Origin of the sequence: Propionibacterium australiense, from assembly GCF_003666605.1 — a bacterium.
In the GTDB taxonomy this organism is placed as follows: domain Bacteria; phylum Actinomycetota; class Actinomycetes; order Propionibacteriales; family Propionibacteriaceae; genus Propionibacterium; species Propionibacterium australiense.
Genome location: NZ_RCIV01000012.1, coordinates 63,367 through 86,159 on the forward strand (window position 1 = coordinate 63,367; position 22,793 = coordinate 86,159).

The window sequence follows — 22,793 nt, forward strand, 5'->3', positions numbered from 1 at the left end:
GGCGCCAGCGGGCGAGCCGCCCCGCACAGAGAAGCACCTGCCAGGCGAATCCGGGGCGCAACCCGCGACACTCAGGGCTTGCCGAGGACGATGCCAACCGCGGTCAGTTCGTCCTTGTGCGCCGTGAAGCTCTCTCGCATGGCGAGCACCCGGCGCCTCGCCTCGGGGCGTCTGCGCAGATTGTTGACGAACCGCACGAAACCCACGAGGCCCTCATCGGCGATCATGCGGCGCGGTTCGAGCAGGCGCATGGGGGCCTGCCCGGTCCAGAGGACCTCGAAGCCGGCCTCCTCGAAGAGCGCCCGCCACGCCGCGATCTTGAGGGGGCGCGCCCCCACCTTGATCCGCGCGGAGAGATCGCGCCCGACACGGCCGCGGGCGTTCTCGTCCGGGTCATCGGCCCGGTCGGTGAGGGCGAGCTCGTGCACGGCGTAGCGGCCCCCGGTATCGAGCACCCGCCAGGCCTCGGCCACGATCCTGCGTCGCTGAGCCGGGGAACACATCGTCAGCATGGCCTCCCCGACGACGAGATCGGCGCTGGCGTCGGGCAGCGTGGTCTCGGCGGCGTCGGCCGTGACGATCCGCGCCCTCGGATTGCCGGCGAGCACGGCGTCGAGCTGGGCGCGCCCCTGCGGGTTCGGGTCGACACCCGTGTACGAGACCGGGTCGACGGCCAGGAGCATCTCCGCGGTTAGCCCCACGCCGGGACCGAACTCGACGATGCGGTCGTGGCTGCTCGGGTGCGCCCGGTCGAGCAGGCGTCTGGTGAGCCCGCGGCCTCCGGGGCGCAGTACCCGCTTGCCGAGCGAGGCGAGCAACCAGTGTCCCTGCATGCGCGCCTCGTCCGGGGAGGAGCCGGCAGCACGGCCACGATCGCCGGCATCAGCCGTCCCCCCGGTGGCTCCAGCGGCGTCCGCCTCATAGCCGGCCACACGGCCGGCCTCCGCCGTGGCGCCGGGGTCGGCCTGGCCGCACAGACACTGCTCCTGCTCCGCCCCGGCCGCCACTGCCGCGGCCCGCTGCCCGCTCACTGGCCCGCCCCGGAGACGTCGACGAGAACGAGCGTCATGCGGCAGTCGGTCTCGGCCCTGAGGGAATGCGGCACGTCGGGCGCCATGTAGAGGCAGTCACCCGCGTGCAGCAGATTGGCCTCGCCGTTGAGTGAGAAGGTCATCTCACCCTCGAGGAGCTGGACGACGACACCGGTCGGGACGGCGTGCTCACTGAGCATCTGCCCGGCTCCGAAGGTGAACTGGGTGACCTGCAGCAGGTCGTTCTTCACCAGGATGCGCGAGGCGGTGCTCTCGGCAACCATGGGCAACTCGGCCATGACACCCGTGGCGACGACGTTCTCGGTGTAGGCGGTCAGTTCCTCACTCATCTGGGGACTCCTGGATCTCGGGATCGTCTGGCATGACCCCCAGCGAGGCGCCGGTCGACGTCGCGCCGAAGGTAGATGAGGTGATCCTAACCGAATATTTTCCACGGGGGAAGTCCCACATAATCGACCCCTCCGGTCCATGAGCTCGATGCAACTGATTGCCAGACTTTGAAATGAGTGAGCACTCACTCATAACCTCGTCGTGTGAGCCGAGCAGCACCCATGTCGCCCGAGGAACGGCGCAGGACGATCATCGACGCGGCCCGTCCGCTTCTCGTCACCAATGGGGGCCGGTTCACGACGAAGCAGGTGGCCGAGGCCGCGGGGATCGCCGAGGGCACCATCTTCCGCGTCTTCCCCACCAAGCAGGCGCTCTATGACGCCGTGATCGCCGACGTGCTCGATCCGACGAGCACGGTCGAGGCGTTCCGGGCGCTCCCCGAGCACCACAATCTCGAGGAACGCATCACGGCCATCCTGACCCTGCTGTACTCGGACATGGACACGATCGATGAGGTGTTCATGGCGGTCCACGCCATGCCCTCCGACGACCTGTCACCCCGCAAGCCACCGATGAAGAACTGTGACGGCGGCCCGACCCGCTCCGATAACCTGCGCGGAGCCATGGCAGAGGCCATCGCTCCCTGGCAAGACGAGTTGTCCGTCTCGCTGGCAGAGGCCGCCGCCTGGCTCCGCTCCGTCGCGATGGCGACCTCACACCCCTTCCTGAAGCGAGGCGCTGACTTTCCCCCCGAGCTCACCGCCCGCCTGCTCACCCATGGCCTGGAGAAAGGATCCGCACGCTCTTGAGAAGGGATCGCGCATGCTGAGCGGACTCATCGGGCGCTTCGGCGGGCGCTACCGGGGCCAGTTCACCATCGTCGTGCTGTTGCAGGCGGTGGCTTCCGTGGCCTCGTTGATGCTGCCCAATCTGAACGCCCGCATCATCGACACCGGTGTGGCCAACGGCGACACCGCCTACATCTGGCGAGCCGGAGCCAGGATGCTCGCCGTCGGGGGGACCCAGGCCGTCGCGCAGTGCCTGGCGGCCGTCTTCGGTGCACGACTCGCGATGGGAATCGGCCGCGACATCCGCGCCGGCCTGTTCGACACCGTGCTGGGCTACTCGAGTCAGGAGGTCAACCACTTCGGCGCCCCCTCGCTCATCACCCGCACCACCAATGACGTGCAGCAGGTCCAGCAGCTCCTCCTCATGACCTGCATCATGATCCTGGGCGCCCCGATCACGATGATCGGCGCCATCGTCATGGCGCTGCGCCAGGACATGGGGCTGTCGTGGATCGTCGCCGTGGCCGCCCTCGTCCTGGTGGTCCTCGTGGGGGCCATCGTCAGCCGGATGACCCCGGCCTTCCGGAGGAACCAGGAGAGCATCGACCGGATCAACCAGGTCGTACGAGAGCAGCTGAGCGGTATCCGCGTCATCCGCGCCTTCATCCGGGAGCGCCGGGAACGCAAGCGCTTCGATCTGGCCAACCAGTCACTGATGCTGCTGGGCTTCAGGATCGGCACCTTCTTCTCACTGCTGGCACCGCTGGTCATGCTCATCATGAACGCCTCCACCGTCGCCGTGTGGTGGTTCGGCGCGCTGCGCGTCGAGAGCGGGGACATGCAGGTCGGCCAGATCACGGCCTTCATGACCTACATGATCCAGATGCTCCTGAGCGTGATGATGGCCGCGATCATGATGATCCAGCTGCCCCGCGCTCAGGTCTGCGCCCGCCGCATCATGGAGGTCCTCAACACCGGCTCGACCGTCACGCAGCCCGCCAAGCCCGTCCGCAAGCTCGCGGCGACCGGGGAGATGGACATGACCAATGTGGTGTTCAGCTATCCGGGCGCCGAGGAACCGGTGCTCCACGACATCAACCTCTCGCTGCGGCCCGGCACCACGACCGCCGTCATCGGCTCCACCGGTTCGGGCAAGACGACGCTGGCCAATCTCGTCCCCCGCCTGTACGACGTGACCGGCGGTTCGATCAAGCTGGACGGCGTCGACCTGCGCAAGATCGACATGGACCTCATGTGGAGCCGTATCGGCCTGGTGCCGCAGAAACCGTACCTGTTCAGCGGCACGGTGGCCTCGAACCTGCGTTACGGCAATCCCGAGGCCACCGAGGAGCAGATGTGGGCCGCGCTGCGCACCGCCCAGGCGGCCGATTTCGTCGAGCAGATGGACGGCCAGCTCGAGGCCCCGATCACCCAGGGCGGCACGAACGTCTCCGGCGGCCAGCGCCAGCGCCTGTCGATCGCCCGGGCCCTCGTCAAGAAACCCGAGATCTACGTCTTCGACGACGCCTTCAGCGCCCTCGACGTCGCCACCGACGCCCGCCTGCGCGCGGCGCTGGCCGCAGAGACGCAGGACGCGGCAGTCCTCATCATCGCCCAACGCGTCTCGACCATCCGTGACGCGGACCAGATCATCGTGCTCGACTCCGGCCACGTCGTCGGACGCGGCACCCACGCCGAGCTGCTCGATGGCTGCGAGACCTACCAGGAGATCGTGTCCTCGCAGATGAGCGCTGAGGAGGCCGCGGCATGAGCCGGGACGACAAGGAAAAGAACCGGGACAGGGCCACCGTGGCCAAGGCCCATGAGCGCCCCGACTACGCCAAGAACGTCCAGCACGGCCCAGGCCCCGGCGGCCGGGTGCAGGAGAAGGCCGTCAACTTCGGCCCCTCGCTGCGACGGCTGATCGGCGAGCTCGCGCCGTACAAGTGGGCGATCCTGCTCGTCGTCGTGATGGGCTCCGCCGGTGTCGCGTTCAACGTCTACTCCCCCAGGCTGCTGGGGCGGGCCACGAACGTCGTCTACGAGGGTTTCATCGGCAGGATGCTTCCCGCCGGGGTGACCAAGGAGCAGGCCATCGCCGCCCTGGAGGCGGCCGGGAAGTCGGACCAGGCGCAGATGATCTCCGCGCTCGACGTGGTGCCCGGACAGGGCATCGACCTCACCCGCCTGTCCCACATCCTGCTGGCCTGCATGACGCTGTACGTGCTGTCCTCGGTGCTGCAGTTCCTGCAGGGCTACATCCTCAACCGCGTCGTCCAGCGCTCGGTCTACTCGATGCGAGACCAGGTCAGCAGCAAACTCGACCGCCTGCCGCTGAGCTACTTCGACTCGCAGCCGCGCGGTGAGCTGCTCAGCCGCATCACGAACGACATCGACAACATCCAGCAGACCCTGCAGCAGACGCTCACCCAGATGCTCAATGCCGTGCTGCAGCTGGCCGGCGTGCTCATCATGATGCTGCTGGTGAGCCCCCGCCTGACGGTCATCGCGTTGTGCGCGATCCCCGTCTCGTTCATCGTCTCGGTGCTCATCGGCCGGGTCGCCCAGAAACGCTTCGTCGGCATGTGGACGGCGACCGGTGTCCTCAACGGCAAGGTCGAGGAGGCCTTCACCGGCCACTCACTCGTCAAGGTCTTCGGCCGACGCCGCGAGGTGGCGGCCGAGTTCGCCACGACCAACGAGGAGCTGTACAGGCAGAGTTTCGGCGCCCAGGCGGTCAGCGCCCTGCTCATGCCGGTCAACTTCTTCGTCGGCAACCTGACCTACGTGGCGGTGGCCGTCGTCGGAGGCCTGCGCGTGGCCAGCGGCCAGATGCTCCTCGGTGACGTGACCTCGTTCATCCAGTACTCGCGGATGTTCACCCAGCCGATCACACAGGTCGCCTCGATGGCCAATCTGCTGCAGTCGGGCGTGGCCAGCGCCGAACGCGTCTTCGAGGTCCTCGACGCCACCGAGCAGACCCCCGACCGGGACGGTTCGATGGTGCTGCCGGTCAAGGGCCACGTCGAGTTCGACCACGTCAGGTTCTCCTACAGCCCCGACAAGCCGCTCATCAAGGACCTCTCGCTCGACGTGCAGCCCGGCCAGCAGATCGCCATCGTCGGGCCGACCGGCGCCGGCAAGACGACGATGGTCAACCTGCTGGAACGCTTCTACGACGTGGACGGCGGAGCCATCCGCATCGACGGGGTCGACATCAACGACGTGCCACGCACCCAGCTGCGCGACCAGCTCGGCATGGTCCTGCAGGACACCTGGCTGTTCGGCGGCTCGATCCGCGACAACATCGCCTACGGCAAGCCGGGAGCCACGGACGAGGAGGTCATCGAGGCCGCGCGGCAGGCCTACGTGGACCGTTTCGTCCACACCCTGCCGTCCGGCTACGACACGGTCATCAACGACGAGGGGACGAACGTCTCCGCAGGTGAGAAGCAGCTGCTCACCATCGCCCGCGCATTCATCTCCGACCCGTCGATCCTCATCCTCGACGAGGCCACGAGTTCCGTCGACACCCGCACCGAGGCCCTCATCCAGAAGGCCATGGCGCGGCTGCGTGCCGGACGGACCAGCTTCGTCATCGCACACCGCCTCTCGACGATCCGGGACGCCGACATCATCCTCGTGATGGAGCACGGCGACATCGTCGAGCAGGGGAACCACGACGAACTGATCGCGGCCAAGGGCGCCTACTGGCGTCTCTACCAGGCCCAGTTCGCCGGAAGCCAGGAGGCCGCCTAGGGCAGAAGGCATCCTCCATGGGACCGCCTGGGGCAGAGGGCGGATCGCAGTGAGAGGGGAACCCCGGTACCGAACACCCTCCGGTACCGGGGTTCTTCCTTGGGCCCTGGAGCCCCCGCGTCAAAGCACCCACAGCTGTTCACCCTGAGCAAACAATACTCTCTTGCATAAAGTAGCTTTCTTATATAAAGTCACTTTATATTAAAAAGTATTATTGCTCTCGATCCCGGAGGAGAATCCCATGACATCAGTTTCAGTCATCGGCGTCGGCAGCATCGGCTCGGCCGTCGCCTCCGTGTTCGTCGCGGCGGATACCGATGTGCAGGTACTCGCCCGAGACACCACCAAGGCCGTGGGCATTGGGGACGTCACCGTCTCCCGGCTGGGAGATCCCATCACCGGTGACGTCGTCGTCCTCTCCCTCCCCTACCCTGCCGTGGCCGATGTGCTCGATCAGTACGGCGCGAGTGCCTTCGCCGGCAAGATCGTTGTCGACCCCACCAATCCGGTGACCATCCCCGAGTTGGCCTCGGTGCTCCCCGCTGGCACGTCAGCTGCCGACGAGATCGCCGCCAAGCTGCCCGACGCCCGGGTCGTCAAGGCCTTCAACACGAACTTCGCCGCGACGATCGCCACCGGCAAGGCCTCCAACGGTGCGACTACCGTCGTCCTCGCCGCAGGCGATGACGACGACGCCAAGGCCACTGTGCGTTCGCTCGTCGAGGGCGGCGGGCTGGCATTCGCCGACGGTGGCGGCCTCGCCAATGCCGTGCGGCTGGAGGCCGTCGGCGCAGTCGGCATGCACCTGGCCCTCACCGAGCAGATCAGCTGGACGGACGGCTTGCTCATCACCGCATGACGATGCCAGGCACCACATCAGTGCTGTCGGGGACTCGCCCCCCGACAGCACTGATGTGCGCCGCTTCAGTAGAGTGGCCCCCAAGGATGTCCTGGGGGGGTGGCCATGACCGAGACGACCAGTGGAGCGGCTGGGGGCCCCTTCAACCCCTATTCCCGAGCCTGCCCATCGCGGCGACTCCTCAAATTCCTCGGCGATCTGTGGACGGTCCTGGTCATCGGGGCGCTGTACGACGCCGGAACGCCGCAGCGGTTCACCGAGATCTCCCTGCGTGTCGATGGAATCTCCACGAAGATGCTGACCAGCACCCTGCGCAGACTCGAACGCAATGGCCTGGTCCTGCGGCAGCAGTACGCCGAGACGCCCCCACGCGTCACCTACGAATTGAGCCCGGCGGGGCAGGATCTGGCGGGTATTCTGCGGGAGGTCGAGGCATGGGCGACCAGCCACATGCAGGACGTGCTTGCCGCGCGTGATTCGTACGACGCCGCCCACGAAGCGTGACCCGGCCCGCAGCAGCCCCAGCGCACTCACCAGCTGGCGCCCCTACAACACTGCCTCCCGGCGGGAGAACTCCAGATAGCGCCGGTGGGCCTGGGCGATGACGGCCCAGGCCCGCTCGGGGTTCTCACCGAAGGCGATGTAGGGCACCCGAATGCCTGCCGCCTTCCTGCCCGGCACGGCCGGGACGCTCAGACGACAGATGCGTTTGTTCGACCGTCCGATGCGGCCCACGGTGACCTGTGAGATCTCATACCAGCGATAGGCGTACTCACGCCGCCAGGTGCCCCTGACCAGTTCCTCCTGAACGATCCCGACGGTGCTCAGCGTGAGCCGGCGGGGCCGGATCATCCTCATGTTCACTGCGAAGCCGCCGATGATCGACAACGCCGCGATGCCGCCGAGAACCCCGACCAGCACAGGGTGGTTTGCCTGCGGGGCGAGGACACCGAGGAAGAAGAATGCCAGGACAGCACCGGTTGCGCTGAGCAACAGGAGATCCTGTTGCGCCCCGGAGCGGTCGGACGTCACGACGAGGGGCCGGCCGGTGTCGATGTGCGCGAGAGCCTCCTCGACGCTCAGGTCTGCGGAGGCCCGGCTCGCCCAGGACCCGCGTTCGTCTCTCATCGGAACTGATCGTACCGAAACAACAGCGGTGCTCGCGCGCCGATGGCGAGGGCCGGTCGGAATCGCCGTACGATCCCGGCCCGCGCGGTCGGCCGTCGGGACGAGGAGGTGGTCAGCGACCGGGGTCGGCGACGATGATCTCGCTGACCGCCTCGACCAGGTCCTCGGGCAGGGGCGCGGCCTCACCGTGAACGATGCCGCGCACCCGGGCCTCACGCAGCGCGACGAGCTGGTCGAGCGGACCCGCGGCGGCGACGAGCTCACTGACGAAGTTCTTCGCGGTGTGCGCGCACTGGGCGGCGACGAGCAGCTCGTGGATGCGCCGGACGGGTTCGTTGGAACCGAGATCGGATCCCTCGGGAAGGTGGGCGGCAAGGCCCTTCGCGACCGGCGCCTCGCCGAGGTCGATCGAGTGGTCCGCACCGGCCGACGAGGACTCCGCGCCGACGAACCGCACCCGCCAGCGCCGCCGCGCCGGGACCACCTCGGCGGCCCCCTCGACCGGGTGCACGGTCAGCACTCGTGCTGCCTGGTCCCACTCGATGAGCGTGCGGGCGGTGGCGGGCTCGAGGGCCCCGTCGTCCTCGACGAGCTGGTAGGAGGCATCGGCGCCCGGCACGACGAGCAGCTCGATCTCGTCCGGGTTGTCGGTGGAGGCGCCGGTGGCCGTCGGGATGATCGAGCCGGCGCGGGCGAACACCGGGATGGTCCTCAGACCCCGGCGCACGGTGAGGAAGCGATCGCCCCGGTAGACGAGGCCCGAGAAGACGTCCACCCACACACCCGGCGGGAACCAGACGCGGGTCGCCGCGGTCTGCGAGGCCTTGTCGAGGGGCCGGGTGATCGGCGCGACGAGCAGGTCACGCCCGAGCAGGTACTCGCCGGGCGCCTCGTAGGACTCGAATCGGTCGCCCCACTCGTGGTAGACGGGCCGTACGAGCGGCGCCCCGGTGGCCCACTCGGTGTAGAGATAGGGCACGAGCGCGTGGCGCAGGCGAAGGAAGCGGGTCATGATCGAGCGCGCGACGGCCCCGTAGTTCCACGGCTCCTTCCCGGCGAACGGGTCGTCGCTCGAGTGCAGCCGGGTGAAGGGGGAGAAGACGCCGAACTGCAGCCAGCGGGTGGCCAGCTCGTCGTCGTGAGCGCCGAAGACGTGCCCGCCGATGTCGTGGCTCCACATGCCGTAACCGACGTTCGCCGCCGTCGCGGTGAACCGCGGCTGGAAGGCGAGCGAGGCCCATGAGGCGACGGCGTCGCCGGAGAAACCCACCGGGAAACGGTGGGACCCGGGCCCGGCATAGCGGGACAGGATGAGTGGACGCCGACCCCGGGCCGCCATGTCGGCGGTGTGCAGCTGGTTGAGCCGCCACAGCGGGTCCACGCCGTCGACCCCGACCGTGCCCTGCTGCCAGTCGATCCACCAGAAGTCGACGCCCATGTCCTCCAGCGGGTGGTGCACCTGCTCGAAGTAGGCCTTCGTGAACACCGGATCGGACAGGTCGAACTCCACCGGGAGCCCCGCCTCGGGGTCCCGCCCCATGGCCTCGCACACCGCCGGATAGCAGTCCTCGTAGGCGCGGATGCCGTCGGCCGGGTGCACGTTGAGCGTGACGCGCAGGCCCCGGGAGTGCAGCCCGGCGAGGAAGCCGTCCGGGTCTCCGAAGAGCTCCCGGTTCCACGTGTACCCGGTCCAGCCGTGCCCGTAGGCGGGGTCGATGTCGGTGAGGTGCCAGTCCATGTCGACGACGGCGACCGAGAAGGGGATGCCCTCGGCGGCGAAACGGTCCATGAGCTGCTCGTACTCGTCCTGCGTGTAGGCGTGGTAGCGGCTCCACCAGTTGCCGAAGGCCCAGCGGGGGATGAGCGGCGGGGCTCCCGCGATGCGGTAGAAGTCGTCGACGGCCCCGGCGTGGTCGAGCCCGTGGACGAAGACGTAGACGTCGACGGTGCCCGGGGCCCTGGCGACAAGCCGGTCGCCGTCGACGACGAGCGAGTCCGAGTCGTCGAGCACCGAGATGCCGTTGCGGGTGACGAGGCCATCGCCCATGCCGATGGGACCGTCCGCCCCGTCGAGGGTGCGCGCGGTGCCGCCGAGGTTCGAGACCAGTCCCAGGGCGGGACCGAACAGATTGGGCAGCGGCTGGCCGTAACGCCACGCCGACTCGTAGTCGCCGCGGCCCTTGACCCGAAGGGAACTCGGCGCCGGCTCGGTGCCGTCGTAGTCGAGCTGGAAGGCGGCGGTGATGATCTGCACGAGGCCCGGCTCGTCGCGTACCTGGGCGCGGACGGGAGTGAAGGGGCGCCTCGTCACGACCTGGGTGGGACGGTCCTCGAAGACGCCCTGGGGGCTCCACTCGTAGCGCAGCAGGTGCTCGCCGAGAACGCTGATCCGCCAGTTCGCGCCGCTCAGCTGCAGCCTCCCGGACTCCTCCATCCCCATGTGATCCCCCTTGTCGATGGTTGATCATGGCATCCGCTGGCCAGCCTAGCGGTTGTCGGCCGGGGCGTCATGGGGTTCAGCCGGGGCGGCGGTGCACGTTCAGTTGGCGGCCGGGAACTGCTTCGACCACTCGTAGTAGCGCATGTGGGCCTGCTGCATGAGGAACCAGACGTGCTCCCTCTCCTGCACGTCACGGATGACATAGTCCGGGAACGAGACGACGGTTTCCTTGCCGACGCCGCGTTTGGGTCTGAGCTGGCAGACCTTGATCGTGCGGCCCGACTTGATGGCGACCACCTCGACCTTGTCCAGGTCGCACCAGCGGTACGTGAACTTGTTCACCCACCCGCCGTCCTTGAGCATGTCGTGGACGACGCCGCGGCTGTTGATGACGACCCTGACGGGGGCCTTCTGGATGGAGTTGTAGGCGATCGCACGCACCACGGCGGCGAAGGCCGCGACGACGATGACCCAGGCGAGGATCTCCCTGGTGATGAGGGCGGCGACAAGAGCGCCGACGAGGATCACTGAGCTGATGACCAGGAGCCAGATTCTGGATCGTTTCGACCTCGTGGGCTCGAAGGTGTAGAGGATGTCCTCACCGGCATCCAGGCCGGAGAACATCCGGTTGAGTTCGTCCGGGGAGACCTGGGACCGCGTCTGGTAGCTCGGAGGGGGGTCGAGTGCGCTCATGAGAGGTGTCTGCCTTGTCCTGATCGTGTGCCACCGTCATAGGCGGGGCAGTGCGGGGTGTTCCCGCTGAACGATACACCCGGCCGCCTGCCGGAGGACCGGAGGCGACGAGCCGGCTTGGAGGCAGACGGCCGATCACAACAGATGTCGGCCTATCCGAACGACGCATCACGCGGCAGCCGAGCACGGCTCCGCACAGACATCCGGCCTCCCGGCCCCAGTTGCCCTCCCCCTTGGACGGCGTCGGTGATACCCCTGAGAGAACCTGGGATCTGCTGGACGTGATGAGCCGGGTAAGCGAGCACAGAGTTTCATTGAAACTTGAAACGCGCGGTGGTGACGATAGTCTCGCTCTTGCGTATCGCACGAACGAACCACCCCCGCAACCCAAGGAGCAGACATGACGACAGTGCTCATCGTCAGGGCCCACGTGCTCGACGCCACCCGCTCGCACTCGATGAAGGGCCTGGACCGGTTCATCGAGGTCTACTCGGCCACCCACCCCGGCGACACCCTCGAGGTCCTGGACGTCTACGACGGCTCCGTGCCCGAGATCGACGCCGACATCGTGGCCCATCTGCGCCCCGACGGCACCGAGCCCTCTCCCGAGGCCCGGGCGAAGGCCGCTCGGTTCGACGCCCTCACCGACCAGTTCCTGGCCGCCGACAAGATCGTCATCGCCAACCCGCTGTGGAATCTCAACCTGCCGGTGCGGCTGCACGCCTGGATCGACACGATCTGTGTCGCCGGCAAGACCTTCGCGTACACCGAGCAGGGCCCGGCCGGCCTGGCCGCGGGCAAGAAGGTACTGCACATCCAGTCGAACGGAGGGGCCTACGGCGGCAACGAGCCCGGCTCGAAGTACCTCGAGCAGGTGCTGGGGCTGACCGGCATCACCGACATCACCTCGGTGTTCATCGAGGGCCAGGACTACGCGCCGGACAAGGACGCGGAGATCACCGCGGCGGCCCTGGCCCGCATCGAGGAGATCGCCAAGGACTTCTGAGTCACGCGCGTCGAGGGGACGAGGCACCGTCCCGGCGCGGCAGCGTACGGTCACCGTCCCAGGCCGGCCCCGGGCGTTCTCCTGCGGCCCGCAACCGGTCGGCGCGAGGTCTCAGGCCCCGGTGCGTGGGCCCGCATGCGGCGGGTTCCACGCACCGGGGCTCGTCACGTCCGCAGGATGTGCGGGAGGAAGGCCATGCGCGCACGACATCCCTCGGTTGCCCCCATGGGCGATCCGGTGGCGGTATCGCCTACGATGCTCGACGTACGCCCCAAACCCCTGGAGATCCCATGAAACGCCAATCATGTGCTGCAAGCATCGCCGCCGCCCTCTCCGCCGCCGCTCTCACCCTGTCGATGTCGGCCTGCTCCACCACGTCGGACACCACGACAGGCTCCGCGGAGTCCAGCCAGGCGGCCAGTTCACCCACCCCCACCGTCCCCGACGGGTACACCCGCACCGAGGTGCCCGAAACCGGGCTCTCCATCGCCATCCCCTCCAGCTGGGAGACCCTGACGAGGGATAACGTCTCGGACGATGCCCTCGTCGAACGCATCGCACAGGCCCGTGGGATGACGCCGGAGGCCCTGACCATGGGCTTGGAACGCTTCTCGCTCATCGGCGTCGACACCTCCGACACGGCGGGTCACGCGGAGAACCTCGCCGCGATACAGGAGACGGACGAGGAGCTCGACGGGCTGCCCAGCGAGGAGGAGTTCACTGAGGAGTTCCTCTCCGACCGTGAGATCGACTCCGGCGAGTACGCCAGGGTGACGACGGGGAGCGGCGCCGACGCCGTTCGTTACGTCCTCACCGGGACGGGGGGCGACGGGCAGAAGCACCATTCGGCCCTCGTCGTCTTCAAGAACGGGGAGCACACCTTCTTCGCCGCGTTCATCGACGCCGCCTCCACCAGCCGCGCGCAGGAGCTCGCCGACGCGGTCATCGGATCCCTCTGAGCCCGCCGCCCGACGGAGGGGAGACGGCACCGTCCCACGGGCATGAACCCGCCGGGCTCAGCGAACCGGCGGGTGGCTACCGTTCTCTCATGGAACACGAGTTGCCCGACCTGGTGAACACCCTCGCCGACCTGGACCGGATCTGCGCCGAGGCCCCCGAGGGCGACCGGGCGTCCCTGCTGGTGGCGCGGGATGTCCTGGTGGACCGCGACGTGCAGATGGCCTACGAGCTGGCCAGGGCGGGAGACTGGCGCACGGTACAGGAGGCGTGGGGGCGCCACGAGATGTTCGCCCGCGAGTGCGCCCACCACGTCAAGCCGCGTTCGGGCTGGTCGTTCCTCCACCAGGCCGCGTTCTGGGGGCGCGAGGCGGCGTGCCGTGAACTTATCCGGTGGGGAGCCGACATCCACCTCACCGACAAGGACGGCATGGCCCCGTCCCAGGTGGCCACCGCGCGGGGGCACGGTGGCCTCGCGGCACTCCTCGACCGGGCCGGCGAGAACGCCCGTCACCTGTGGACGCCCCCTCCGGACTCCTCGATGCTGCCGTCGAGCAATGCCTTCTCTCAGGGCACCGCCTGGACCCCGCCGCACGACGACCGTGTCTGCTACGGCGGCGGGGTCGCGGTGATCACCGCGAGTGTGCCGGTCTGGGTCGATGACTTCCGGCGGGTCATCGTGGGATGGCACGGCACCACGACCCCGCCCCTCGGAATGGACGGCCAGTCAATGATCCCCGGTGTCGGCTGAACGCAGGGGCCCTCTGCCGGCCGCGAGTCGGCGCGACTTCGCCTCACCGCGGGGGACGCGTCACCCCGGCCGGATCCGATGTACCGATCGCCCGCGGTGCGCGCACCCGAACCGGGCGCCGTCCCCGCCTCGACCCGACAGGACGGGCCGTACCTCAGGTCAGGAGCTGAAGGGCCTCGGCCGCGCCGATGGCCAGGGCGGCGCCCAGGACCACCGCCGACAGGTCGTGGCCGCGCCAGCCGAGCACGAGGGCGACCCCCAGGGCGACGAGCCCGGTGGCGAGTGAGGGGGCGTCGGTGAGGATGGCGGGGAAGGCCATCGCCGCCAGCACCACGTAGGGCAGGTAGTGCAGGAAGCTGAGCGCCCACTGGTTCGTGATGCGTCGCCGGATGGCCAGCAGGGGGACGGCCCGCATGAGATAGGTGACGACGGCCATGATCGCCACGCCGAACCACAGGTTCATGCCTGCGCCCCCTGCTCGTCCGACGCTCGTACCGGGGCGATGGTGGCGAGCACCGCCGAGACCACCAGGGCGGTGACGATGATCCGCCACCCCGAGGCCAGGTCGGTCCACACGGCGAGCACGGCGCTCATCCCGGCGCCGCCCGCCACGGCGCCCAGCACGGGACGTGCCCGGGCGGCGACCGGGGTGACGATCGCCACGAACATGACGTACATGAGCAGACCGAAGGCCGCGGTGAGCCGGGCCGGGAGCGCGTCGCCCACCAGGCCGCCGAGCACCGATCCGCTGGTCCACCCGACGATGGGCAGGACGCAGCCGCTCAGATAGGAGACGACGGTGAGCCGTGTACGTGACATCCCCAGCGCGTAGATCTCATCGGTGATGCCCCACGCCAGCAGCATGCGCTGCACGCTGCCGGCCCCGGGTCCCAGCCGCTGGCCCAGCGAGATCGCCATGAGCACGTACCGCAGGTTCACCAGGAAGACCCCCAGGGCGAGCTGCAGCCACGAGCCACCGCTGATGATCACCGTCACCCCCGCCAGCTGACCGGAGGAGGAGACATTGGTGAACGAGATGAGCCCGGCCATCGCCGGGGGGATCCCGCCGCGGGCGCAGAACAGCCCGAAGGCCATGGCCACGAAGAAGTAACCGACCATGATGGGAATCGAATCCCGCATGGCGGTGGCGATCTCCTCGCGTCCGGTCACTGCGACACCCTACGCGCGCAGGGGACCCGTCGCCGAGTCATCCCACCCCTCGAAGCCGGTCTCCCCCAGCGCACAGGCTCTCGGCCCGCACCCGGGGATACGGGCGAGTCCGGCGACGGTGGCCCTCGAAAGTCATGCGCGGGGAGGGCACGGAGCCGCCTCGGGCACGGGCACGGCCCTCCCCGCCCGGCGTGCCGGCAGCCTCTCGACCCATGCCCGGCACCATGGAATGATGCCGGGTCACGGGTCGGCCGGACCGCGACGCCGCGGTCAGGTCAGGACGGAGCCGACTCGCGCCATGAACTCCCCGAGGAAGCGCTCGACGTCGACCTGCACCGCGACCTCAACCGTCTTCACCGGATCCGACAGCCCCTCGAGACTGCCGATGGTGCGTCCCCGGGTCGGCCCCTCCAGATCGACCTGCATGTTGATGGGGAGCAGGGTGACCAGGCTCTGATCGGCGGCCACGGCGACGGCGAGCGGGTCGTGCAGACCGCAGCCGGCGATGTCCATGGCCCTTGTCTCGAAATCGATGTAGTAGTCCGTCATGTCCGCGTAGCAGCGGCCGGCCTCCGTGCCCAAGTCGCGCCACGTCGAGGTCTCGGCCTTGGTCAGGAGGGTCTGGTGGGTGACGTCCAGGCCGATCATGATCACCCTGGCTCCGGACCGGAACAGCCGGTCGGTGGCCTCGGGGTCCTGGCTGACGTTCGCCTCCGTCCATGCGTTCACATTGCCCTCGGTGGTCAGCGCGCCGCCCATCATGACGATCGGCCCCATGAGGCCCTTGATCGCCGGGTCCTTCTCGAGGGCTGTGACGATGTTCGTCGCCGCCCCGGTCGGGATGCACACGAGCTCCTCGCCGTACCGGTGTGCCGATTCGATGATGAAGTCGACGGCAGGTTGGTGCTCGACGGGGCGCTTCGCATCGGGGATCTCGACCTCGCCCATGCCGTTCTGGCCATGGACGAAGGTCGAGATCTCGGTCGGGGTGAAGGAATCGGCGGTCATCGAGTGGCCGACCCCGGCGAACACCGGCACATCCGTGCGCCCCAGCATCTGAAGAACGGCCAGTGAATTGCGTACCGACCGCTCGACCGTGACATTGCCGTACGTGGCGGTGATGCCGATGAGTTCGAGCTCCGGGCTTCCGAGGGCGTAGGCGATCGCGAGCGCGTCGTCGATCCCGGTGTCGAGGTCGAGAATGATTTTCTTGGTCATGCTGCTCTCCTTTCCGTGGGTTCTTGCGTGTCAGTGGTTCCGGAGGAGCCGGCTCGGGGCATCGAGCGGGGAAGCAGTCGGCCCTTCCCGGAGCAGAGGGGGACCAGGTCCGTTCCCGTCACCAGACGAAGAGTCCGACCATGCCCGCCGACAGCAGGGAGACGAGGATTCCCGACAGGAGCATGCGGCCGACGTTCTTCGCGATGAGCTCGTTGCGCTCCTTGTCGACGATGCCCTTGAAGGTGCCGATGATCATGCCGAGGGTTCCGAAGTTGGCGAAGGAGGTGAGGAACACCGTGAGGACCGCCTGGTGATGCGGGGAGAACGTGGTGATGGTGTCCGTGACCTGCCCCATAGCGACGAATTCGTTGGTGACGAGTTTCAGGCCCATGATCTGCGACATGTCCCATGCGGTCGCCGGGTCGAGCCCGAGCAGGAGCGAGGGGATGAACATGAAGACACCGAGGATCGACTCGAGCGACAGGGGCGACCAGATGGCACCGAGGATCTTGTCGATGAGAGCCGCGAGAGCGACGAAGGTGATGACGTTCGCCGTGACGATGAGGACGAGCCTGCCGCCGTTGAGGATGGAATCGCCGAGGAAGGAGAAGAAGGGTTCCTTCTTGGGCCGGTTCGGGTCCCGTTTGAAGATCTTCGCCGGCCAGCCGCCGGTCCCCGGCTTCGCAGCCGCACCAGCGGCGGGCGAGGTCTCGGCGGGCTGAGCCTCCGGCGCCTGTTCCGCTGCGACGCCGGCCGGCACGAGTTGCTTCTCCGCGTCCTCCGCCAACCCGTCCTCGTAGGTGTAGATGACGTCCTCCTCCGCCGTGACGTCGACGGGGTAGAGCATCGAGGTCACGATGAGTGCGTTGAGGCAGTTGAGCGGGACGGCGGTCAGGATGTACTCGGCGGGCATCATCTGGATGTACGCGGCAAGAATCGATGCCGTCACGCAGCTCATCGTCATCATCGCGACCACGACGTTGCGGGCCGGTGACATCTTCTGAAGCTGGAGCTTGGAGACGACGGGGGCCTCCGTATTGCCGAGGAACATCATCTCGATCGAGTAGAACGTCTCGAACTTCGGTCGGCGGGTGATGAAGCTCAGGATGCGGCCGATCCACTTGATGAGCCACGGCAGGAAACCGATGTAGGTGAGGATGTCGAAGATCGGCAGGATCAGAAGGATCGGGAGCAACGCGGAGACCACGAAGTTCACCGGCTCCGGATTCACGCCATCAGCGCCGACCCAGTTGGCGAGCGCGAAGTTGATGCCCGCCCATGCGACGTCGACGAGCTCGTTGAAGGCAGCCGCGGCCCCCTGGACAGCGGCCCGGCCCCAGGGGAAACTGGTGAGGATCCACGCCAGCGCCACGTTGAGCGCCGCAAGGATACCGACGGATTTCCAGTCGATCTTCTTGCGGTCGTGCGAGAAGACCAGGCCGATTGCGAGGAATACGATGATCCCCACGACGTTGAGTGCGAGATACATGAGAGATCCTTCGGGGATGATGATGGTTTGCTGATGGTGGGATGGAGTTCGCCGTCAGGCGATCAGCCCTGGGGCAGCCGGCGGAAGGCGTCCTCGACGGTGTTCCAGAAGCGTTCGACGTCCAGGTCCGTGCCGACCCTGGTCCGGCATTCCGGGTCCTCCTCGGCCCGCATGTCGGCGATGGTCATGCCATAGGTGGCCTGCCCGCGGATCTCGACGTCGAGCGGTGCGCGGCGGGTCTGGACGATCGTCGGGTCGATGACGTGTGCCACGGCGCACGGGTCGTGCGTGGGCGGATCGGGAAAGGCCTGCTGGTCCTGGTAGGTGGCGCGGAAGAAATCCATGAGCCCGTTGACGACTCCCGCAAGCCTCGGGTTGGCGGCGCAGAGCCGCCCCTGGACCTCGGGGGTGCACAGCGCACGGTGCGTGACGTCCAGCCCGATCATCGTCACCGGCCACGACTCGTTGAAGACGATGTGCGCGGCCTCGGGATCACACAGGATGTTGAACTCAGCCACGGGCGTGGCGTTGCCGGGCCCGTGGGCACCGCCCATGAGGACGACCTCCTTGACGCGGTCGACGATGCGGGGTTCGAGCCGGGCCGCCAGTGCGATGTTCGTCAGCGGGCCCGTCGGCACCAGAACGACCGTCCCGGGCTCGCGGGCCATGATCTCGCCGATCATCCAGTCGACCGCATGCCGATCGGGGAGCGCGCGAGTCGGCTCGGGAAGCTCCACGCCGTCGAGACCGGTCTCCCCGTGGATACCGGCCGCGTCGATCGCCTCACGGATCAGCGGCCGGCGGGCACCCGCGTGCACGGGCACCTCGGGGAAACCGGCCACCTCGCACACCGCACGGGCGTTGTACGTGACCTTGTCCAGGCCATGATTGCCACCGACCGTGGTGATGCCGATGAGATCGATCTGCGGGCTGCCGAGCGCCATGAGGATGGCGATCGCATCGTCGTGCCCCGGGTCGCAGTCGAGGATGATTGATGCTGCCACGATGAAACTCCTTCGTTCGCGTCGTGTGGCCCTGTAACGCCTTCACTTCGTCGGGTCGTCGCCCCGGGCCGTGAACCTCCCATTCGCCCTGCTCTCGACGGTCGATCGATGTCGGTCGTCGTGCAGTCTTGACGATCCGGTCGGCTCGTGCGATAGTTCTAGCACGTTTGGAAACGTTTCCACAAGGGGGTGGCCGATGACGAATCCCAATGAGCCCGGGCCGACGGTCCCGACGGGTTCCTCACAAGGCATCGAGGCGCAGTCCGTGAACAGGGCTCCTCGCGCCCGCCCGACCATCAAGGACGTCGCCGCGCTCGCCGGCGTATCGCTCGGAACCGCCTCGCGGGTTCTGACCAACCACCCGGCCACTTCCGCGGCCGCTCGCGAGAAGGTCCGAGCCGCCGCCCTCAGCCTCGGCTACCAGGTCAACCTGAGGGCCCGCTCGCTGCGCACCTCCCGCACGAACGCGATCGGCCTGATCGTGCCCGACATCCGCAATCCCTTCTTCGCTGGGCTCGCCCAGTCCATTCAGTCGGAGGGTCTGGACGACGGCGTCACGGTCTTCATCGCCTCCTCGCAGGAGGATCCGGACCAGCAGGACCAGCACCTGCGGACCCTTCTGAAGGAGCAGGTCGATGGCCTCATCGTCGTCCCCCTCGGAGGGATGACGCCGATGCTCGAGCAACTCAGGGATCAACAGATCCCCTTCGTCACCGTTGATCGAACACTCGACGAGCTCAAGGCCCCATCCGTGGACGCCGACCCCCTCCCCGGCGTGTACGCCGCCGTGGAGGCCCTCAGGAATCTCGGCCACCGGAGGATCGTCTACGTCGGTTCCCTTCTCGACTCCTCGACCGGACGAGAACGTCTCCTCGCCTTCGACAACGCCGGCGACGCACTCCTGCCGGGGGGAGACGCGCGCATGGTGATCGCAGCCCCTCTCGATGACGACGGCTGGCTCCGTGAGCTCGACTCGTTCCTCGACGACGGGGCGACGGCCGCCATCTTCGGTCACTCGAGGCACGCCCTTCGTGCGTTCGGCCACCTTCGTGACGCCGGACGAGTCATCGGTGATCGTGGGGTCTCGCTCGTCTCCTTCGACGATCTCGACGTCTTCAGTCTCCTCACCCCAGCCATCACTGCCATCACCCAGCATCCGGAGCAACTCGCCAGCAAGGCGGTGGCCATGCTGTCCGCCACGATCGGCGGCGACAGACCGGGCTCGGTGCGGATCGAGACCTCGCTGATACCCCGGGAGTCCCTTGCCGCGCCGCCCGCCGGATGACCAAGCGACTCAACACAACCGAGCCACCGATCGGGGAACGGAGCACCGCCCCGGGCCCATGGCATCCAGCAACTACCGAACAGAGGGACCACTCATGGGACGCGTCATCGTCATCGGATCCATCAACCAGGACATCACGGTCACGGTCGACCGCCTGCCCGAGCCCGGGGAGACCCTGTTGGGCACATCGTTGACGTACCGGCTCGGCGGCAAGGGCGCGAACCAGTCGGCCGCGGCCGCCCACGCCGGCGCACCGAGCCTTTTCATCGGCAGGGTGGGAGCCGACCAAGCGGGAATGGTCCTCGTCGATGAGCTCTCCTCGCACGGAGTCGACGTGTCGCACCTGCTCGTCGACGAGGACGCCACCACGGGCATCGCCCTGATCACCGTGAGCGCCTCCGGCGAGAACACGATCATCCTCGACGCGGGCGCCAACGGGCGAGTGACGGCCGAGCAGGCCCGAGAGGCCGTCGAACCGTCCGGCGAGGACGTCATCGTCCTGCAGGGGGAGATCGGCGCCGAGGTCAACGAGCAGGTGATCCGTTGGGCGCACCAGGTCGGCGCCCGGACCGTCTTCAACATCGCCCCCGCATACGAGGTCGCCCCCGAGGTTCTCGCCCTGGTCGACTGCGTCGTCGTCAATGAGACCGAGGCCGGGATCGTCCTCGGCCGTCCGGCGCCCCAGGACGCCGACAGCGCCCTCGATGCGGCGGCCGCCGTCGTGGACCTGGGCCCGCGTCTGGCGCTCGTGACCCTGGGGGGACATGGTGCGGCATGGTCGGACGGCGATCGGAGCGAGCACGTGCCGGCACTGCGCCTGGGCCCCGTCGTCGATACGACGGGGGCGGGCGATGCCGCCGTGGGCGCGCTCGCAGCCGCACTCGCCATGGGCTGGGACTTCCCCGAGGCCGTCCGGGCGGGGGTGCGCGCGGGATCGACCGCCGTTCTCGCCGAGGGCGCGGCCGTCTCCTACGCCGGGATCGAACCCCTGCAAGCCCCCTGAACCATTCGGAACCGCGTGATGGCAGCCGAGGGCGAAACGGTGACAGCACGAGCAGCGGAGACCTGTGTCGCTCCATGCCGCCGCACCGCGATGAGCAGGATCGTGTCGTTTCAGGGAACGACGACTTCGGGTCGACCCGAGCGGAGCAGGGGTGGGAACTCATGACCGAGTGGTCCTTCGAAGCACAGATGCAGGCCGTTGAGGCGCTCTCTGACGCCTGCGCCCGCTGGATGCGCTCCTCCCACATTGAGGAGATGTCCATCGATGTCCAGGCCGTCGGTACGCGCGCCGGCGTGCACAGCCGCACCCTGCGCTCCTCCGGGCTGATGCGTCGGGGCGGCTGGAAGGACAACATCGTCCCTCGGGAGGTCGTGGAGCCCGCGGTCCAGGTGCGCACCGCCATGGCCCGTCCCGGCGGCGGCACCTGGACCCGAGGCGTGTTCACCATGAACAAACAGGACTACCAGCTCGTCTCCGACTTCGACTACGACCACGAGCCCGTACTCAACCCGCCCTACGGCCCGGAGGACGTCGCCGACGAGCTGAAGCTCTTCCCCCGCGACCCGAAGGCGACTCCCGACTGGATGAAGCAAGGCCAGTGAGCAGCCCCCTGCCCTGACCGTCCCAGTTCCCCGGAGCACCCCCGCAGCAGGCGTCGCTCCCAGCGGCTCGGCTTGAGCCCCGCGTCCCGTACCGGGCGCCCAGCGAGCGAGCCGGCCATCACAGGACCCACGGCGCAGCACGACCGTTCACCTTCTGGCACCGGGTGCGTGCCATGGTCGGCAAGTTCTCCCCCGACCGGAGACAATCCCTTCCCCGGCACTGGCCGGATCAGCGTCACGATCAGCGCCGCCGTCATCGCGCTGTGCCTGGCGATCCCCCCATGCCTGGAGATCCGGGCTCTGGCGCAGGAACACGCGCTGCTCGTCACCATCGACACGTCCTCGCCGGAGGCCGTGCCGGCTGGTTACGAAGGCGTCATCGAACCAGCCGGCGGGCCCGGAACGCAGCACTTCTACGCCGGAGCCCCCGCATGAGCGCTCGTCACCGCCAACTTCATGGCCTTCCTGACCCACGCACTCTCCCGGCTCCACGAGCGCACCACCCGCCTGGCTGCCGAGAACACCGCGCTGCTCGAACAGACCGAGGGGCTGGTGTGACGGCGACCGCCGCGCACCGGGCGGCCGTTGGCGACGTCGATTCCGGCCTGACTCGTGCCACTTTTGGTTGGTTGGTGGGTGTTTGTGGGTGTTTTGCCTGGTGAGAGCGGGGTTGGTTAGTGTGGTTCACACACTAATCGGGTTGTTGGAGGGGTGGTGTGGCGTACGTTCGGAAGGTGAGAACGGCCTCGGGTGCGACGGCTGTTCAGATCGCGGAGTATCGGGATGGGCGTGACCGGGTGTTGGAGCATCTCGGGTCGGCTCACACCCTGAGGAACTGTTTGCCCTTGTCGTCGCGGCGAGACGGAAGCTTGCGCCGTTGCAGGACGAGCTGGACTTTCTGTCACCGGCTGCGGTCTCGAGGTCGTTGACCATCACTGGCAGGGGTTCGACCGCGTTATGGGACAGCCTGCGCCGTGTCTATACCGATCTTGGTTTCGAGGTTCTCGCAGATGACGTGTTCGCTCAGCTGGTGTTGGCGCGGGTGATCAAGCCGACCTCGAAGGCCGGTAGCATCCGCGAGCTCGACTCCTTGGGGATCCCGCATGCCGGGTTGCGGTCCGTGTTCCGTTGTCTGGCTCGGGTTCAGGCCGAGGATTATCGTTCAAAGATCTCAAGGCTGTGTTTCGAGAATGCTCGTGTTGATGGGAATCTCACTCTTGTTCTCTATGATGTGACGACCTTGTATTTCGAGGCCGAGC

At 67.8% G+C, this 22,793-nt stretch carries 22 protein-coding genes and 1 pseudogene; 13 read left to right on the forward strand and 10 right to left on the reverse strand.

Features of this window, described 5'->3' with window-relative positions:
• Positions 1–71 precede the first annotated feature (71 nt).
• Complete coding sequence (locus D9T14_RS09490) at positions 72–1,031, reverse strand: class I SAM-dependent methyltransferase (RefSeq protein ID WP_232012388.1); 960 nt, start codon at positions 1,029–1,031, stop codon at positions 72–74.
• Positions 1,028–1,381, reverse strand: a complete 354-nt coding sequence (locus D9T14_RS09495) for a cupin domain-containing protein (RefSeq protein WP_119162021.1) — start codon at positions 1,379–1,381, stop codon at positions 1,028–1,030. Before D9T14_RS09495 ends, D9T14_RS09490 begins: the two co-directional genes overlap by 4 nt.
• Before the next feature lie 204 nt (positions 1,382–1,585).
• Between D9T14_RS09495 and D9T14_RS09500 the strand changes: the two genes are divergently transcribed.
• From D9T14_RS09500 to D9T14_RS09520, 5 genes are all read left to right on the forward strand, one after another.
• Positions 1,586–2,191 carry a TetR/AcrR family transcriptional regulator gene (locus D9T14_RS09500; RefSeq protein ID WP_126464304.1) on the forward strand — a complete coding sequence of 202 codons (606 nt, stop codon included), beginning with the start codon at positions 1,586–1,588 and terminating at the stop codon, positions 2,189–2,191.
• Positions 2,192–2,204: 13 nt separating this feature from the next.
• Complete coding sequence (locus D9T14_RS09505; RefSeq protein ID WP_119162019.1) at positions 2,205–3,941, forward strand: ABC transporter ATP-binding protein; 1,737 nt, start codon at positions 2,205–2,207, stop codon at positions 3,939–3,941.
• Complete coding sequence (locus D9T14_RS09510) at positions 3,938–5,929, forward strand: ABC transporter ATP-binding protein (RefSeq protein WP_119162018.1); 1,992 nt, start codon at positions 3,938–3,940, stop codon at positions 5,927–5,929. The genes D9T14_RS09505 and D9T14_RS09510 overlap by 4 nt, the downstream gene beginning before the upstream one ends.
• Before the next feature lie 241 nt (positions 5,930–6,170).
• Positions 6,171–6,788, forward strand: coding sequence for an NADPH-dependent F420 reductase (locus D9T14_RS09515; RefSeq protein ID WP_119162017.1), 618 nt, complete (start codon positions 6,171–6,173; stop codon positions 6,786–6,788).
• Between the two features lie 105 nt (positions 6,789–6,893).
• The gene (locus tag D9T14_RS09520) at positions 6,894–7,292 is read left to right on the forward strand and encodes a winged helix-turn-helix transcriptional regulator (RefSeq protein ID WP_119162074.1); all 399 of its coding nucleotides are present in this window, start codon (positions 6,894–6,896) and stop codon (positions 7,290–7,292) included.
• A gap of 42 nt (positions 7,293–7,334) precedes the next feature.
• On the opposite strand, the gene D9T14_RS09525 is transcribed toward D9T14_RS09520, so the two are convergent.
• From D9T14_RS09525 to D9T14_RS09535, 3 genes are all read right to left on the reverse strand, one after another.
• Positions 7,335–7,916 (reverse strand): hypothetical protein, encoded by a 582-nt coding sequence (locus tag D9T14_RS09525; protein WP_119162016.1) that lies wholly within the window; start codon positions 7,914–7,916, stop codon positions 7,335–7,337.
• Between the two features lie 112 nt (positions 7,917–8,028).
• Positions 8,029–10,356 carry a glycoside hydrolase family 31 protein gene (locus D9T14_RS09530; RefSeq protein ID WP_232012390.1) on the reverse strand — a complete coding sequence of 776 codons (2,328 nt, stop codon included), beginning with the start codon at positions 10,354–10,356 and terminating at the stop codon, positions 8,029–8,031.
• Between the two features lie 99 nt (positions 10,357–10,455).
• Positions 10,456–11,049 carry a hypothetical protein gene (locus D9T14_RS09535; RefSeq protein WP_119162014.1) on the reverse strand — a complete coding sequence of 198 codons (594 nt, stop codon included), beginning with the start codon at positions 11,047–11,049 and terminating at the stop codon, positions 10,456–10,458.
• A 400-nt stretch (positions 11,050–11,449) separates the two neighbouring features.
• On the opposite strand from D9T14_RS09535, the gene D9T14_RS09540 reads away from it, so the two are divergent.
• From D9T14_RS09540 to D9T14_RS09550, 3 genes are all read left to right on the forward strand, one after another.
• On the forward strand, positions 11,450–12,055 hold the full coding sequence (locus D9T14_RS09540) for an FMN-dependent NADH-azoreductase (protein WP_119162013.1): 606 nt from the start codon (positions 11,450–11,452) through the stop codon (positions 12,053–12,055).
• Between the two features lie 290 nt (positions 12,056–12,345).
• Positions 12,346–13,014, forward strand: coding sequence for a hypothetical protein (locus D9T14_RS09545; RefSeq protein WP_119162012.1), 669 nt, complete (start codon positions 12,346–12,348; stop codon positions 13,012–13,014).
• A gap of 89 nt (positions 13,015–13,103) precedes the next feature.
• Entirely contained in the window at positions 13,104–13,763 is a 660-nt protein-coding gene (locus D9T14_RS09550) for an ankyrin repeat domain-containing protein (protein ID WP_126464305.1), read from the forward strand.
• Positions 13,764–13,917: 154 nt separating this feature from the next.
• Here D9T14_RS09550 and D9T14_RS09555 read toward each other — a convergent pair whose 3' ends face one another.
• The 5 genes from D9T14_RS09555 to uriH all read right to left on the reverse strand — a co-directional run bounded on the left by D9T14_RS09555 (position 13,918) and on the right by uriH (position 18,644).
• On the reverse strand, positions 13,918–14,226 hold the full coding sequence (locus D9T14_RS09555; RefSeq protein ID WP_119162010.1) for a branched-chain amino acid transport AzlD family protein: 309 nt from the start codon (positions 14,224–14,226) through the stop codon (positions 13,918–13,920).
• Positions 14,223–14,933: an AzlC family ABC transporter permease gene (locus D9T14_RS09560; protein ID WP_119162009.1), complete on the reverse strand. Its 711-nt coding sequence runs from the start codon at positions 14,931–14,933 to the stop codon at positions 14,223–14,225. The genes D9T14_RS09555 and D9T14_RS09560 overlap by 4 nt, the downstream gene beginning before the upstream one ends.
• A 270-nt stretch (positions 14,934–15,203) precedes the next feature.
• Positions 15,204–16,151, reverse strand: coding sequence for a nucleoside hydrolase (locus D9T14_RS09565; protein ID WP_119162008.1), 948 nt, complete (start codon positions 16,149–16,151; stop codon positions 15,204–15,206).
• 118 nt (positions 16,152–16,269) lie between these two features.
• The gene (locus D9T14_RS09570; protein ID WP_119162007.1) at positions 16,270–17,640 is read right to left on the reverse strand and encodes a NupC/NupG family nucleoside CNT transporter; all 1,371 of its coding nucleotides are present in this window, start codon (positions 17,638–17,640) and stop codon (positions 16,270–16,272) included.
• 62 nt (positions 17,641–17,702) lie between these two features.
• The gene (uriH, locus tag D9T14_RS09575) at positions 17,703–18,644 is read right to left on the reverse strand and encodes a uridine-preferring nucleoside hydrolase UriH (RefSeq protein ID WP_119162006.1); all 942 of its coding nucleotides are present in this window, start codon (positions 18,642–18,644) and stop codon (positions 17,703–17,705) included.
• A 196-nt stretch (positions 18,645–18,840) separates the two neighbouring features.
• On the opposite strand from uriH, the gene D9T14_RS09580 reads away from it, so the two are divergent.
• The 5 genes and pseudogenes from D9T14_RS09580 to D9T14_RS09605 all read left to right on the forward strand — a co-directional run.
• On the forward strand, positions 18,841–19,929 hold the full coding sequence (locus D9T14_RS09580; protein ID WP_119162005.1) for a LacI family DNA-binding transcriptional regulator: 1,089 nt from the start codon (positions 18,841–18,843) through the stop codon (positions 19,927–19,929).
• A gap of 94 nt (positions 19,930–20,023) precedes the next feature.
• Positions 20,024–20,932: a ribokinase gene (locus D9T14_RS09585; RefSeq protein WP_119162004.1), complete on the forward strand. Its 909-nt coding sequence runs from the start codon at positions 20,024–20,026 to the stop codon at positions 20,930–20,932.
• Positions 20,933–21,093: 161 nt separating this feature from the next.
• Positions 21,094–21,534 (forward strand): hypothetical protein, encoded by a 441-nt coding sequence (locus tag D9T14_RS09590; RefSeq protein ID WP_197720608.1) that lies wholly within the window; start codon positions 21,094–21,096, stop codon positions 21,532–21,534.
• A 168-nt stretch (positions 21,535–21,702) separates the two neighbouring features.
• Positions 21,703–21,969: a hypothetical protein gene (locus tag D9T14_RS09595; RefSeq protein WP_119162003.1), complete on the forward strand. Its 267-nt coding sequence runs from the start codon at positions 21,703–21,705 to the stop codon at positions 21,967–21,969.
• Positions 21,970–22,411: 442 nt separating this feature from the next.
• A pseudogene (locus tag D9T14_RS09605) lies at positions 22,412–22,793 on the forward strand (IS1634 family transposase); the annotation flags it as partial.

Coding starts and splice junctions, on each gene's coding strand:
- D9T14_RS09495 (WP_119162021.1), bottom strand. CDS start 1,381: ATGAGTGAGGAACTGACCGCCTACACCGAGAACGTCGTCGCCACGGGT.
- D9T14_RS09505 (WP_119162019.1), top strand. CDS start 2,205: ATGCTGAGCGGACTCATCGGGCGCTTCGGCGGGCGCTACCGGGGCCAG.
- D9T14_RS09510 (WP_119162018.1), top strand. CDS start 3,938: ATGAGCCGGGACGACAAGGAAAAGAACCGGGACAGGGCCACCGTGGCC.
- D9T14_RS09515 (WP_119162017.1), top strand. CDS start 6,171: ATGACATCAGTTTCAGTCATCGGCGTCGGCAGCATCGGCTCGGCCGTC.
- D9T14_RS09520 (WP_119162074.1), top strand. CDS start 6,894: ATGACCGAGACGACCAGTGGAGCGGCTGGGGGCCCCTTCAACCCCTAT.
- D9T14_RS09525 (WP_119162016.1), bottom strand. CDS start 7,916: ATGAGAGACGAACGCGGGTCCTGGGCGAGCCGGGCCTCCGCAGACCTG.
- D9T14_RS09530 (WP_232012390.1), bottom strand. CDS start 10,356: ATGGGGATGGAGGAGTCCGGGAGGCTGCAGCTGAGCGGCGCGAACTGG.
- D9T14_RS09535 (WP_119162014.1), bottom strand. CDS start 11,049: ATGAGCGCACTCGACCCCCCTCCGAGCTACCAGACGCGGTCCCAGGTC.
- D9T14_RS09540 (WP_119162013.1), top strand. CDS start 11,450: ATGACGACAGTGCTCATCGTCAGGGCCCACGTGCTCGACGCCACCCGC.
- D9T14_RS09545 (WP_119162012.1), top strand. CDS start 12,346: ATGAAACGCCAATCATGTGCTGCAAGCATCGCCGCCGCCCTCTCCGCC.
- D9T14_RS09550 (WP_126464305.1), top strand. CDS start 13,104: ATGGAACACGAGTTGCCCGACCTGGTGAACACCCTCGCCGACCTGGAC.
- D9T14_RS09555 (WP_119162010.1), bottom strand. CDS start 14,226: ATGAACCTGTGGTTCGGCGTGGCGATCATGGCCGTCGTCACCTATCTC.
- D9T14_RS09565 (WP_119162008.1), bottom strand. CDS start 16,151: ATGACCAAGAAAATCATTCTCGACCTCGACACCGGGATCGACGACGCG.
- D9T14_RS09570 (WP_119162007.1), bottom strand. CDS start 17,640: ATGTATCTCGCACTCAACGTCGTGGGGATCATCGTATTCCTCGCAATC.
- D9T14_RS09580 (WP_119162005.1), top strand. CDS start 18,841: ATGACGAATCCCAATGAGCCCGGGCCGACGGTCCCGACGGGTTCCTCA.
- D9T14_RS09585 (WP_119162004.1), top strand. CDS start 20,024: ATGGGACGCGTCATCGTCATCGGATCCATCAACCAGGACATCACGGTC.
- D9T14_RS09590 (WP_197720608.1), top strand. CDS start 21,094: ATGACCGAGTGGTCCTTCGAAGCACAGATGCAGGCCGTTGAGGCGCTC.